This window comes from Nocardioides sp. S-1144, from assembly GCF_005954645.2.
GTDB lineage: Bacteria > Actinomycetota > Actinomycetes > Propionibacteriales > Nocardioidaceae > Nocardioides > Nocardioides dongxiaopingii.
Map to the genome: position 1 here is coordinate 3,481,263 of NZ_CP040695.2, position 12,719 is coordinate 3,493,981.

The 12,719-nt window shown below is 73.6% G+C and carries 11 protein-coding genes and 1 pseudogene; 4 read left to right on the top strand and 8 right to left on the bottom strand.

From position 1 onward, the window contains the following. The first annotated feature begins 1 nt into the window (after position 1). Together FE634_RS16355 and FE634_RS16360 are read left to right on the top strand one after the other, a co-directional pair. Positions 2-718 (top strand): hotdog family protein, encoded by a 717-nt coding sequence (locus tag FE634_RS16355; RefSeq protein WP_222847602.1) that lies wholly within the window; start codon positions 2-4, stop codon positions 716-718. Next, entirely contained in the window at positions 715-2,349 is a 1,635-nt protein-coding gene (locus FE634_RS16360) for a glycoside hydrolase family 13 protein (protein ID WP_262347458.1), read from the top strand. Before FE634_RS16355 ends, FE634_RS16360 begins: the two co-directional genes overlap by 4 nt. On the opposite strand, the gene FE634_RS16365 is transcribed toward FE634_RS16360, so the two are convergent. The 6 genes and pseudogenes from FE634_RS16365 to pdxH all read right to left on the bottom strand — a co-directional run bounded on the left by FE634_RS16365 (position 2,327) and on the right by pdxH (position 9,824). Then, a complete protein-coding gene (locus tag FE634_RS16365; protein ID WP_138876508.1) occupies positions 2,327-2,779 on the bottom strand; it encodes a MarR family winged helix-turn-helix transcriptional regulator in 453 nt (150 codons plus the stop codon). The genes FE634_RS16360 and FE634_RS16365 overlap by 23 nt on opposite strands. After that, entirely contained in the window at positions 2,776-4,425 is a 1,650-nt protein-coding gene (locus tag FE634_RS16370; protein WP_316043818.1) for an MDR family MFS transporter, read from the bottom strand. Before FE634_RS16370 ends, FE634_RS16365 begins: the two co-directional genes overlap by 4 nt. A 384-nt stretch (positions 4,426-4,809) precedes the next feature. Continuing rightward, positions 4,810-6,759, bottom strand: a pseudogene (locus FE634_RS16375) (ABC transporter ATP-binding protein). After that, entirely contained in the window at positions 6,756-8,498 is a 1,743-nt protein-coding gene (locus FE634_RS16380; RefSeq protein ID WP_137294333.1) for an ABC transporter ATP-binding protein, read from the bottom strand. Before FE634_RS16380 ends, FE634_RS16375 begins: the two are co-directional and overlap by 4 nt. Continuing rightward, positions 8,492-9,070, bottom strand: a complete 579-nt coding sequence (locus tag FE634_RS16385; RefSeq protein WP_137294334.1) for a TetR/AcrR family transcriptional regulator — start codon at positions 9,068-9,070, stop codon at positions 8,492-8,494. The genes FE634_RS16380 and FE634_RS16385 overlap by 7 nt, the downstream gene beginning before the upstream one ends. Before the next feature lie 67 nt (positions 9,071-9,137). Continuing rightward, positions 9,138-9,824: a pyridoxamine 5'-phosphate oxidase gene (gene pdxH, locus FE634_RS16390; RefSeq protein ID WP_138876509.1), complete on the bottom strand. Its 687-nt coding sequence runs from the start codon at positions 9,822-9,824 to the stop codon at positions 9,138-9,140. A 72-nt stretch (positions 9,825-9,896) separates the two neighbouring features. Between pdxH and FE634_RS16395 the strand changes: the two genes are divergently transcribed. Both FE634_RS16395 and FE634_RS16400 read left to right on the top strand, forming a co-directional pair. Then, a complete protein-coding gene (locus FE634_RS16395; protein ID WP_138876510.1) occupies positions 9,897-11,000 on the top strand; it encodes a citrate synthase 2 in 1,104 nt (367 codons plus the stop codon). Next, positions 10,988-11,563 carry a GNAT family N-acetyltransferase gene (locus FE634_RS16400; protein WP_222847603.1) on the top strand — a complete coding sequence of 192 codons (576 nt, stop codon included), beginning with the start codon at positions 10,988-10,990 and terminating at the stop codon, positions 11,561-11,563. Before FE634_RS16395 ends, FE634_RS16400 begins: the two co-directional genes overlap by 13 nt. Before the next feature lie 56 nt (positions 11,564-11,619). On the opposite strand, the gene FE634_RS16405 is transcribed toward FE634_RS16400, so the two are convergent. After that, the gene (locus FE634_RS16405) at positions 11,620-12,201 is read right to left on the bottom strand and encodes a hypothetical protein (RefSeq protein ID WP_137294337.1); all 582 of its coding nucleotides are present in this window, start codon (positions 12,199-12,201) and stop codon (positions 11,620-11,622) included. Then, positions 12,186-12,695 carry a GNAT family N-acetyltransferase gene (locus FE634_RS16410; RefSeq protein WP_137294338.1) on the bottom strand — a complete coding sequence of 170 codons (510 nt, stop codon included), beginning with the start codon at positions 12,693-12,695 and terminating at the stop codon, positions 12,186-12,188. The genes FE634_RS16405 and FE634_RS16410 overlap by 16 nt, the downstream gene beginning before the upstream one ends. Positions 12,696-12,719: the final 24 nt, after the last annotated feature.

Sequence of the window (12,719 nt, forward strand, 5' to 3'; positions counted from 1 at the left end):
CGTGTCCGACCTGCTCGCTCCCCTGACCATCGCGACCCGCCACCGCGGCCCCGCGTCCTCCGGCAACGGCGGCTGGACGGCGGGCGCGCTGGCCGCGTACCTGGCGCCTGGCCCGGCCCGGGTCGTGCTGCGCAGCCCACCGCCGCTCGAGGTGCCGCTCGACGTCGTCCGCGACGACGACGGCGGCGTCACGGCGTCCCGGGGCGGCGTCCTGGTGGGGCGGGCCGGGCCCGCCCCCGAGCCCCCCGGCGCCGTCGAACCGGTCGACGCGGCGACCGCCCGCGAGGCCGGGACCCGCTACCCCGGGCTGACGTCGCACCCGTTCCCGTCCTGCTTCTCCTGCGGCACCGACCGCGCCGCCGGCGACGGGCTGCGCATCTTCCCCGGCCGCGTCGCCGAGGACGCCGGGGGCCGGGTCCGCGTCGCCGCTACCTGGACGCCCGGGGCCGACGTCGACCTGCCCACCACCTGGGCCGCGCTCGACTGCGTCGGCGGCTGGGCCGGCGACCTGGAGGAGCGACTGATGGTGCTCGGCTCGATGAGCGCCGACGTCCGCGACCTGCCCCGCGCCGGCGAGGAGCACGTCGTCGTGGGCGGGGCCCGCGGCACCGACGGGCGCAAGACGTTCACGGCCTCCTCCCTGCACGCCGCGGACGGCCGCCTGCTCGCGACCGCCGCGCACGTCTGGTTCGCCGTCGACCCGAAGGACTTCGCGTGAGCACCCCCACCGACCCGCGGGCCCCCTGGTGGCGCGACGCGGTGATCTACCAGGTCTACGTGCGCAGCTTCGCCTCGTCCGGCACCCGCGCCGGCGGCCCCGGGATCGGCGACCTGCCCGGCATCACCAGCCGGCTGCCGTACCTGAGGGACCTCGGCGTCGACGCCGTCTGGATCACGCCGTTCTACCGCTCGCCCCAGCACGACCACGGCTACGACGTCGCCGACTACCTCGACGTCGACCCGCTGTTCGGCACCCTCGCGGACGCCGACGAGCTGGTCGCGACCGCCCACGACCTCGGCCTCCGGGTCATCGTCGACCTGGTGCCCAACCACACCTCCGACGAGCACGCGTGGTTCCGTGCCGCCCTGGCCGCCGCCCCCGGCAGCCCCGAGCGGGCCCGCTACCTGTTCCGCGAGGGCCGCGGCGCCGACGGCGCCGAGCCGCCCAACAACTGGCAGTCGGTCTTCGGCGGGCCGGCCTGGACCCGGGTGGCCGACGGCCCCGACGGCCGCTCCCAGTGGTACCTGCACCTCTTCGACACCAGCCAGCCCGACCTCGACTGGCGCAACCCCGAGATCGGCGACATGTTCGAGTCGGTGCTGCGGTTCTGGCTCGACCGCGGCGCCGACGGGTTCCGCGTCGACGTCGCCCACGGCCTGCTCAAGGAGGAGGGCCTGCGCGACCAGGTGCTGCCCGAGGGCACCGAGGGCCGCGACCCCAACCAGGTCCGCGAGGAGGCCATGGTCGCCCGCACCGACTTCGACGAGCCGATGTGGGACCAGCCCGAGGTGCACGACGTCTACCGGCGCTGGCGTCGGGTGCTCGACGAGTACGACGGCGACCGGATGGACGTCGCCGAGGCGTGGGCCAAGTCCCTCGAGGCCGGCGCGCTGTACGTCCGGCCCGACGAGATGAACCAGTCGTTCAACTTCCTGTGGCTGCTGGCCGACTGGTCGGCGCGGCAGTTCGCCGACGTCGTCACCGGCACCTTCGCCGCGCTCGACCCGGTGGGGGCGACCCCCACCTGGGTGCTGAGCAACCACGACGTCGTCCGCCACGTCACCCGCTACGGCGGCGGCGCGCGCGGCCTGGCCCGGGCCCGGGCCGCGACGCTCACGATGCTGGCCCTGCCCGGGTCGTCCTACCTCTACCAGGGCGAGGAGCTCGGCCTCGAGCAGGTCGACGTCGCCCCGGAGCACCGGCAGGACCCGTCCTGGTTCCGGACCGGCGAGGTCGGGCGCGACGGCTGCCGGGTGCCGATGCCGTGGTCGGGCGACGCCGCGCCGTTCGGCTTCTCCCCCGGCGGCACGGGCCAGCCCTGGATCCCGCAGCCGGCCTCGTGGGCGGCCCTGAGCGTCGAGGCGCAGTCCGGCGACCCCGACTCGACCCTCGAGCTCTACCGGGCGGCGCTGGCCGCCCGGCGGAACCTGCCCGGCGACCGCCGCGTCGACGTCCGGGTCGAGGGCGAGGTGCTGCTGGTCGAGCGCGGCGACGTGACGATCGCCCTCAACTGCGGGGCGGGTGCGGCCACGCTGCCGGACGGCGACCTCCTGCTGGCCAGCGGCCCCCTCGGCGGGGTGCTGCCGGCCGACACCGCGGTGTGGGTCAGGCGTCGATCGTCGCGTTGAGCGCGGAGTTGTAGCGGCTCAGCTCGCCCACGAAGCTCGCGAGCTCCTCGTCGCTCCACTCGGCGAGGCGCTCGCTGAGCCCCTTCTGCCGGTGGGCGACGACGTCGGCGAGCCGGGTGCGGGCCTCGTCGGTCACCGTGAGCAGCGTGGCGCGGGCGTCGGCGGGGTCCTTCTCGTCGGCCAGGAGGCCCAGCGAGATCAGGTGCTTCACGTGCCGGCTGACGGCGCCCTTGTCGAGGTCGAACTGCTCGGAGATCGCCGAGGCCCGCACCGGGCCGTCGCGCTCCACCGAGGTCAAGATCAGGTAGGACGCCGGCTGGAGCTCGTCGTGCACGGCGCGAGCCCGCACCCCGATCACCCGGCGGACCCGGCGGATCAGGACGCCGACCTCGGACTCGAGGGCGCGCAAGGTGTCCTCCCGGGCCGTCATCGGACCTGGTCGGCCGGGACCGACACCGTCGCGCCGGGCTCGCTGCCGGCGACGCCCTTGCCGGCGGCGTCACCGAGGGTGGTCCGCAGCGGGACCTCCTTGATGAACACGACGCAGAGCAGGGCCAGGGCCGCGAACGGCACCGAGATCAGGAAGATGTGGCCGATCGCCGTGCCGAAGGCGTGCTCGTAGAGCTCGCGGAACGGGGCCGGCAGCGCGCCCAGGTCGGGGATCGCGCTGGTCTGGTGCTCCTGGGCGGGCAGCCGGACGCCCTGGCGGGCCAGCTCGGTGGCGCCGTCGGTGACCTCGCGGGTCACCTGGTGCGACAGGACCGCGCCGAGGACCGACACGCCGATCGAGCCGCCGAGCGAGCGGAAGAAGGCCACGACCGAGCTGGCCGCGCCCATGTCGGCCTGGCTGGTGTTGTTCTGGACGGCCAGGACGAGGTTCTGCATGGTGGCGCCGAGGCCGACGCCGACCAGGGCCATGTAGAGCCCGACCACGACGAGGGCGGTGTCGGCGTCGATCGTGCCGAGCAGGGCGAAGCCGGCGACGACGAGCACGAGCCCGCCGACCAGCCAGCGCTTCCACACGCCGGTGTTGCTGATGATCCGGCCCGAGATGATGCTGGAGACCAGCAGGCCGCCGACCATCGCGACCGACATCAGGCCGGCCTCGGTCGGGCTCATGCCGCGGGCGAGCTGGAAGTACTGGCTCAGGTAGACGGTGGCGCCGAACATCGCGACGCCGATCATCACCGAGGCGGCGGTGGCCAGCGCGGTGGTGCGGTCGCGGAACAGGCGCAGCGGGATGACCGGCTCGGCGGCGACCCGGCCCTCGACGTACAGGGCGGCACCGATGACGACGAGACCGCCGACGACGAGCAGGACGCTGGTCGTGGAGACCCAGTCGAACGAGGAGCCGGCCAGCGAGACCCAGATGAGCAGCAGGCTGACGCCGCCGACGATCAGGGTGGCGCCGAGGTAGTCGATCCGGACGTCGTCGCGCTTGACCACCGGCAGGTGCAGGCGGCGCTGGAGCACGAAGAACGCGGCGACCGCGAACGGCAGACCGACGAAGAAGCAGCCGCGCCAGCCCAGCGGGCTGTCGACGACCAGGCCGCCGATGAGCGGGCCGCTGACCGTCGCGGTGGCGAAGACGGCGCCGATGTAGCCGGAGTACCGGCCGCGCTCGCGCGGGGAGACCATCGAGGCGATCACGACCTGCACCAGCGCGGTGAGGCCACCGACGCCGAGGCCCTGGATGACCCGGCCGCCGATCAGCACGCCCATGCTCGGCGCGAACGCCGCCACGAGGGAGCCGGCGGTGTAGATGACCAGCGCGCTCTGGACGAGCAGCTTCTTGCTGAACAGGTCGGCGAGCTTGCCCCAGATCGGGGTGGTCGCCGTCATCGCCAGCAGCGTGGCGACCACGACCCAGGTGTAGCCGGACTGCGACCCGTTCAGGTCGGTGACGATCCTCGGCAGCGCGTTGGTCACCACGGTGCTGGAGAGCATCGCCACGAACATGGCGAGCAGCAGCCCGCTCAGCGCCTCCAGGATCTCGCGGTGCGTCATCGGCACCGGCTCCGCGGCCGAGGCCGCGCTCTTCGTGCTCTCGGTGTTGCTCACGGTCGTCGACTCCATGCGAACTAGAAGGTTGTCAGTGGCAACTGTATTCCTTGATCGTTGACGACGACAACCAACCGTGACCCGGGTCTCATGCCAGTCTCATGCCAGGCCCGGAAAAACGGACAACCCGCAGGCGTGGCCTCCGTGGGGAGGCCGCCCCCGGGGACATGGTCCGGGTTCGCCTGCGGGTCGGGTGACTGCGGTGGATTGACCAGCAGCCTCGTCGGGTAGTCGGTCCCGACGCGTTGCTGGGCTGCTAGTGCGCAGCCACCTCACTTGTCCTATGAGAATGCATTGTGTAGGACCACCTCCCTTCCGTGTACGACGAGCGTAGGTCGCCGCGGCACGGCACTCAAGAGGTATTTCCGGTGCGGCCCACCGCCCGGTCGGGGCCGGGCCTCACTCGTGGACGGCGGCCGCGAACTGCGACTGGTACAGCCGGGCGTAGGCGCCCCCGACGGCCAGCAGGTCGGCGTGCGTGCCCTGCTCGACGATGGCCCCGTCCTCCATGACCAGGATGAGGTCGGCGTCGCGGATCGTGGAGAGCCGGTGGGCGATCACGAACGACGTCCGGTCGCTGCGCAGCGCGGCCATCGCCTGCTGCACGAGCAGCTCGGTGCGGGTGTCGACCGAGCTCGTGGCCTCGTCGAGGATGAGCAGGGCGGGGTCGGTCAGGAAGGCCCGGGCGATCGTGACGAGCTGCCGCTCGCCGGCGGACAGGTTCGACCCCTCCTCGTCGACCACGGTGTCGTAGCCCTCGGGCAGCGAGTGCACGAACCGGTCGACGAACGTGGCCCGCGCGGCCGCGAGGACGTCGTCCTCGCTCGCGCCGGGGCGGCCGTAGGCGATGTTGTCGCGGATCGTGCCCCCGAAGAGCCAGGTGTCCTGGAGCACCATGCCGATCCGGCCGCGCAGCGCGGCGCGGGGGAGCGCGGTGACGTCGACGCCGTCGATGGTGATCCGGCCGCCGTCGAGCTCGTAGAAGCGCATCACCAGGTTGACCAGGGTGGTCTTGCCGGCCCCGGTCGGCCCGACGATGGCCACCGTCTGGCCCGGCCGCGCGACCAGCGAGAGGTCGGTGATCAGCGGGCGGTCGGCGTCGTAGGCGAAGCTGACGTGCTCGAAGGCGACCTCGCCGCGGGTGACGACGCCGGCCGCGGTGGGCTCGGCGTCCGGGACCTCCTCGTCGGCGTCCAGGAGCTCGAAGACCCGCTCGGCCGAGGCGACGCCCGACTGCAGCAGGTTGGCCATCGAGGCCACCTGGGTCAGCGGCTGGGTGAACTGGCGCGTGTACTGCACGAAGGCCTGGACCTCGCCCAGCGTCAGCGAGCCGCTGGCCACGCGCAGCGCGCCGATGACGGCGACGACGACGTAGTTGAGGTTCCCGATGAACATCATCGAGGGCATGATCAGCCCGCTCACGAACTGCGCGCGGAAGCTGACGTCGTAGAGCTCGTCGTTCTGGCGGGCGAACTCGGTCTCGACCTCGTGCTGCCGGCCGAACACCTTGACCAGCGCGTGCCCGCTGAAGGTCTCCTCGATGTGGGCGTTGAGGGTGCCGGTCCGGCGCCACTGGGCCACGAACTGGCCCTGGGAGCGCCTCATGATCGCCCGGGTCACCAGCAGCGACAGCGGCACGCTGACCAGGGCGACCAGCGCGAGCAGCGGCGAGATCCAGAACATCATCGCCAGCACCGCGACCACCGTGGTGAGCGAGGTGAGGAGCTGGCTCATCGTCTGCTGCAGGGTCGTGGAGATGTTGTCGATGTCGTTGGTGACGCGGCTCAGGAGCTCGCCGCGCGGCGACCGGTCGAAGTAGCCGAGCGGGAGCCCGGTTGATCTTCTCCTCGACGTCCTGGCGCATCCGCCGCACGGTGCGCTGGACGACGCCGTTGAGGACGTACCCGGCCAGCCACCCGACGAGCGCGGCGACGGCGTACAGGGCCAGGACCCACACAGCAGCACCTGGCCGACGGCGCCGAAGTCGACGCCCTCGCCGGCCACGACGCCCTGCCCGCGGACGGCGTCGGGCAGCTCGGCGTCGGGCGTGCCGGCCGGGAACTGGCGGCCGATGAAGCCGTTGAACACGAGGTCGGTGGCGTGGCCGAGGATCCGCGGCCCGATCGACACCAGCACGACGGAGGCGACGGTCAGCACCGCCACGGCGACGGTCGGCCACCGGTCGGGGGTCAGCCGGGTCAGCAGCCGCCGGGCCGACGGCCCGAAGTCCATCGCCTTCTGGCCGACCATGCCGCCCCCCATGGGGCCGCGACCGGGCCCGCCGGCGGGGGCCTCGATGCGCTCGGTGGCCTTGAACTCCTGGGCCCTGCCCGGGGTCTGCTCGCTCATCGGGCGCCCACCTCCTCGGCCGACAGCTGGGACGCGACGATCTCCTGGTAGGTCCCGCACCCGGCGAGCAGGTCGTCGTGGGTGCCGCGGCCGACGACGCGGCCGTCCTCGAGCACCAGGATCTCGTCGGCGTCGCGGATGGTCGAGACGCGCTGGGCGACCACGACGACGGTCGCCTCGGTGGTCACCGGGGCGAGCGCGGCGCGGAGCCGGGCGTCGGTGGCGAGGTCGAGGGCCGAGAAGGAGTCGTCGAAGAGGTAGATGCCCGGTCGCCGCACGACGGCGCGGGCGATGGCCAGGCGCTGGCGCTGGCCGCCGGAGAAGTTCGTGCCGCCCTGCGCGACGGGCGCGTCGAGCCCCTCGGGCAACGCCGCGACGAAGTCGCGCGCCTGGGCGACGTCGAGCGCGGTCCAGATCTCCTCGTCGGTGGCGTCGGCCCGGCCGTGGCGGAGGTTGGAGCGCACCGTGCCGGAGAACAGGTAGCCGCGCTGCGGGACCAGCCCGATCTGCTCCCACAGCAGCGCCGGGTCGAGGTCGCGGACGTCGACGCCGGCGACCCGCACCGTGCCGGACGTCGCGTCAAACAGGCGCGGGACGAGGTTGACCAGGGTCGTCTTGCCGGCCCCGGTGGAGCCGATGACGGCGACCGTCTGGCCCGGCCGCGCGCGGAGCGAGACCTCGGCGAGCACGGGCTCGTCGGCGCCGGGGTAGGCGAAGGTGACGGCGTCCAGGTCGAGCTCGCCGCGACGGGCGGGGTCGGGGGCGACGGGCTCGGTGGCCACCACCACGGAGGTGTCGGTGTCGAGGACCTCGACGATCCGGTCGGCGCACACCGCCGAGCGCGGGACCTGCATGAGCATGAACGTGGCCATCATGATCGACATCAGGATCTGCATGAGGTAGCTCAGGAACGCGGTGAGGGCGCCGACGCCCATCTGGCCGTCGTCGACGCGGTGCCCGCCGAACCAGATGACGGCCACGCTGGCGACGTTCACGATCAGCATCACCAGCGGGAACATCGTGGCCAGCCAGCGGCCGGCCCGGACGGCGACCTCGGTGAGGTCGTCGTTGGCGCGGCCGAAGCGCTCGGCCTCGTACGGCTCGCGGACGAAGGCGCGCACGACGCGGATGCCGGTGATCTGCTCGCGCAGCACCCGGTTGACCTCGTCGATGCGGCCCTGCATCAACCGGAAGCTCGGCACCATCCGCGAGATCACGAACCCGACCGCCACGAACAGGGCGGGCACGACGACGGCGAGGATCCAGCCGAGGCCGGCGTCCTCGCGCAGCGCCATCACGACGCCGCCGACCATCATGATCGGCGAGGACGCCGCGATCAGGCAGGCCATCAGCACGAGCATCTGCACCTGGGTGACGTCGTTGGTGCCGCGGGTGATGAGCGACGGCGCCCCGAAGTGCTGCAGCTCGCGGGTGGAGAAGGTGCCGACCCGCGCGAAGAGGTCGGCGCGCAGGTCGCGGCCGAACGCCATGGCCGTGCGGGCGCCGTACCAGGCGGCGCCGACCGAGCCGACGATCTGCACCAGCGAGACCGCCAGCATCGTGGCGCCGAGGCGCAGGATGGTGCCGGTGTCGCCGACGGCGATGCCCTCGTCGATGATCCGGGCGTTGAGGCTCGGCAGGTAGAGCATCGCCAGCACGCTGAGGAGCTGGAGGACCACGACGGCCGCCACCCAGCCCCGGTAGGCGCCGAGGCGTTCGCGGAGCAGGCGGATCAGCATGCCGGTGCCCTCCTCAGGCCGACCAGGACGGTGTCGACGACCTGCTCGGGGGTGAGCAGCCGGCCGTCGGCGATGAGCTCGTGGCTGCCGGCGAAGGTGAGCAGCCGCAGGACGTGGGCGACGTGGTCGACCGGCTCGGTGAACTCCTCGTCGTCCCCGACGACGCCGGCGACGAGCTCCTCGAGCCGGGCCCGCCAGGCCTGGTGGTCGGCGGAGTCGTGGTGCGGCGGGCCGACCAGGCCGACCTGGCGCATCAGCGAGAACGTCGCACGGAAGCGCTGCTGGAAGATCGAGACCAGCAGCACCAGCCGCTCGCGCAGCGGCAGGTCCGGGTCGATCTCCTCGATCCGCGCCACCAGGTCACCGGGCTCGAAGGCCCGGGCGATCGCGGCGTCGACGAGCTCGTCCTTCGAGTCGACGACCCGGAAGATCGTCCCCTCGGCGACCCCGGCCGCCTCGGCGATCTGGCGCGTCGTCACCTGCCGGCCGTGCTCGCGCAGCAGGCGCAGCGTGGCGTCGACCAGCACCTCGCGCCTCTCGTCGGGCGCCATCGCCCGGGCTCGTGTCCTCACCCGGGCAGCATAGTGAGTGAGTACTCACTCACCAAGGGATTTCCGTGGCTGAGCGCCGGACCCCCGCTCAGGGGGCCAGCCGCTCGGTCGTCCACCCACCGGGGCCGCCGGGGTCGGTGGAGTCGGCGGAGCGGCGGTAGACGAGGCGGTCGTGCATCCGGCCCGGGCGACCCTGCCAGAACTCCACGACCTCGGGCCGGACCAGGTAGCCGCCCCACTCCTCCGGCACCGGGACGGCGTCGTCGGGGAGGTCGGCGAAGCGTGCCTCGACCTCGTCGTAGGACGCCGCCAGCTCCTCGCGCCCGGTGACGACCCGCGACTGGTGCGAGGCCCAGGCGCCGAGCTGGGAGCCGCGCGGGCGCACGGCGAAGTACGCCGCGACGTCGGCCGGCGGCAGCGGCGTGGCGACCCCCTCGACGCGCACCTGCCGCTCGAGCGGGTGCCAGGGGAAGAGCAGGGCGCAGCGCGGCTCGGCCGCGAGGTCCTCGCCCTTGCGGGAGGCGGTGTTGGTGAAGAAGCGGAAGCCGTCGTCGCCGTAGCCCTTGAGCAGCACGAACCGCGACGACGGCTGCCCGGACGGCGCCACGGTGGCCACCACCATCGCGTTCGGCTCGTGGATGCCGGAGTCGCGGGCCTCGGCGAACCAGCGCCCGAACATCGTCACCGGGTCGGGGGCGAGGTCGGCCTCGACGAGGCCACCCGCGGCGTACTCGTGGCGGAGGGCGCGGATGTCGTCTGCGGAGGCGTCGGCCATGCCCCGACGGTAGTGCGGCAGAATGCGTCGGCGGACCACCCACCCGTGGTCCCCCGTCGCGAAGGAGCGAGCATGACCGAGGTACACCACGGACTCGAGGGTGTCGTCGCCTTCGAGACGGAGATCGCGGAGCCCGACAAGGAGGGCTCGGCGCTGCGCTACCGCGGCGTCGACATCGAGGACATCGTCGGTCGCGTCCCGTTCGAGAACGTCTGGGGCCTGCTCATCGACGGCGCCTACACCCCGGGTCTCGCGCCGGCGGAGCCCTACAACCTCCCGGTGCACACCGGCGACGTCCGCGTCGACGTCCAGGCCGCGGTCGCGATGCTCGCCCCGGCCTTCGGCTTCGGCCAGACCTACGACATCAGCGACGAGCAGGCGCGCGAGGACATCGGCCGGCTCGCCGTGATGGTCCTCTCCTACGCCGCCCAGTCCGCGCGCGGCCTGACCCAGGCCGTCGTCCCGCAGCGGGTCGTCGACGAGGGCTCCACCCTCGCGGAGAAGTTCCTCATCCGCTGGAAGGGCGAGGCCGACCCGCAGCACGCGCACGCGATCGACGCCTACTGGAGCTCGGCGGCCGAGCACGGCATGAACGCCTCCACCTTCACCGCCCGCGTCATCACCTCCACCGGCGCCGACGTCGCCGCCGCGTTCTCCGGCGCCATCGGCGCGATGAGCGGCCCGCTGCACGGCGGCGCCCCGGCCCGCGTGCTGACCATGATCGAGGCGGTCGAGAGGTCCGGCGACGCCACGGCCTACGTCAAGGGCCTGCTCGACTCCGGCGAGCGGCTGATGGGCTTCGGCCACCGTGTCTACCGCGCCGAGGACCCGCGCGCCCGCGTGCTGCGCCGCACGGCCAAGGAGCTCGACGCCCCGCGCTACGCCGTCGCCGAGGCGCTCGAGCAGGCCGCGCTGAAGGAGCTGCGCGAGCGTCGTCCCGACCGCGTCCTGGAGACCAACGTCGAGTTCTGGGCCGCGATCGTCCTCGACTTCGCCGAGGTCCCGGCGCACATGTTCACCTCGATGTTCACCTGTGCCCGCACCGGCGGGTGGTCCGCGCACATCCTCGAGCAGAAGCGCACCGGCCGCCTGATCCGCCCCTCCGCCGTCTACACCGGCCCCGCGGCCCGCCAGGCCGACGAGGTCGACGGCTGGAACGCCGAGTGGGCCGGCTGACCCGCCCGACGCTGCGCACCGCGCGCATCGTGCTCGAGCCGCTGACGCTCGAGCACACCGACCTGCTGGTCGGGCTCGACTCCGACCCCGAGGTGCTGCGCCACATCTGGGGCCGGGCCCTGAGCCGCGAGGAGGTCGTCGGCACCTGGATGGCGAGGCGGACCCGCCCGGACGCCGACGCGCGCGCCCTGGGCTACTGGGTCGGCCACGACGCCACCGACGAGCCCGGTCGGTTCCTCGGGTGGTGGAGCCTCGGCGTCGACGACGACCCGACGACCGCCGAGCTCGGCTACCGGCTGCGCCGCGACGCGTGGGGTCGCGGCTACGCCACCGAGGGCGCGCGGGCCCTGCTGGCGCACGCCTTCGACACCGTCGGCCTGGCCTCGGTGTGGGCCGAGACCATGGCCGTCAACGCCGGGTCCCGCGGCGTGCTGGAGAAGCTCGGGCTCACCCACGTCGGCACCGAGGTCCGTCGGTGGGCGGACCCGCTGCCGGGCTGGGAGCAGGGCGAGGTGCGCTACGAGGTCCGGGCCGAGGACCGGCGCGCGAACCACGACGTCTGAGCCGGCGCCGCGCGGCGCCGCCGGCACGCCGACCCGCCCCTGCGGCCGGGGCCGGGTCAGCGCCGGGTGCGCTCCAGGTAGGCCGCGCCCCGCGGAGAGAGCGAGTAGCCGACGGCGTGGCTGGTCGTCAGGCCGAGGTTCTTCAGCTTGCGGACGTCGATCTTGAACGGCGCCGTCTCGCGACCCACCGACGCCGCGAGGTCGGGCGCGCGGACCTCCGGCCGCTCGCCGATCATCCGGAGGTAGGCGAGCGTCCACGGGCCGTGGGCGGCCGCCCGGTCGAGCCGCTCGAGCCGCCGGTCGAGCTCGGCGACGTCGTCGTCGGTGAGGTCGGCGCTCTCGCGCAGCGCGATCCGCGGGTCCTCCCCCGCCCACGCCAGGCGCACCCGGTAGGTCGGGAACGACTCCTCACCGGCCAGGCGCGCGCGGAGCCGGTCGGCGTCGGGCCACCCGGCCGCCAGCGCGTCGGCGTCGGTGATGGCCGCGGGGTCGACGACGGCGACGTCCTCGACCCGCACCAGCCCGGCGACGGTGGTGAAGACCCGGCCGGGCTCGACGTCCTGGCGGCGCCAGCGGCGGTAGGCCAGCGACACGGTGCCGTCGCGGACGCCGTGCGCGACCTTCACCGGGAGGAGCACCGCAGGTCCTTGCCGTAGCAGCGGCTCAACGGCGAGTCGCGGTAGTGGCCGAACCCGGGCACCCGGGTGTAGCCGGAGGACTCGTAGAGGGCGATGGCCTCGGGCTGGGCGATGCCGGTCTCGAGCACCAGTGCCTCGGCGCCGGCGGCGGCCGCGGTCGCCTCCAGGTGGGCCAGGACCAGCCGCGCCAGGCCCCGCCCGCGGGCCGACTCGACGACGTACATGCGCTTGACCTCGGCGGTCCGGGCCGTGCCGAGGACGACGACGTCGCTGCGCCGCCAGGCGCCGGTGGCGACCGGCCGGCCGGCGTCGGCGTCGTCGTAGGCCACGAAGAACGACCCGGTCGGCGGCACGAACATGAGCGGGTCGAGCGGGGTGTCGTCGGGGCTGCCGTAGCGGCGGACGTACTCCTGCTGCACCTCCGCGACCAGCCGCACGGCGTCGGGATCGCCGTAGTCGACGCGGGTGATGCGCACGGCGGTGGTCTCAGCCACGTGCCGACCTCTCTCTCCGGTGGG

What these genes read in the sequence shown, in the direction of transcription:
- FE634_RS16365 (WP_138876508.1), bottom strand. Translation starts at nt 2,779, where the DNA reads ATGACGGCCCGGGAGGACACCTTGCGCGCCCTCGAGTCCGAGGTCGGC.
- FE634_RS16395 (WP_138876510.1), top strand. Translation starts at nt 9,897, where the DNA reads ATGACCGAGGTACACCACGGACTCGAGGGTGTCGTCGCCTTCGAGACG.
- pdxH (WP_138876509.1), bottom strand. Translation starts at nt 9,824, where the DNA reads ATGGCCGACGCCTCCGCAGACGACATCCGCGCCCTCCGCCACGAGTAC.
- FE634_RS16370 (WP_316043818.1), bottom strand. Translation starts at nt 4,425, where the DNA reads ATGGAGTCGACGACCGTGAGCAACACCGAGAGCACGAAGAGCGCGGCC.
- FE634_RS16380 (WP_137294333.1), bottom strand. Translation starts at nt 8,498, where the DNA reads ATGCTGATCCGCCTGCTCCGCGAACGCCTCGGCGCCTACCGGGGCTGG.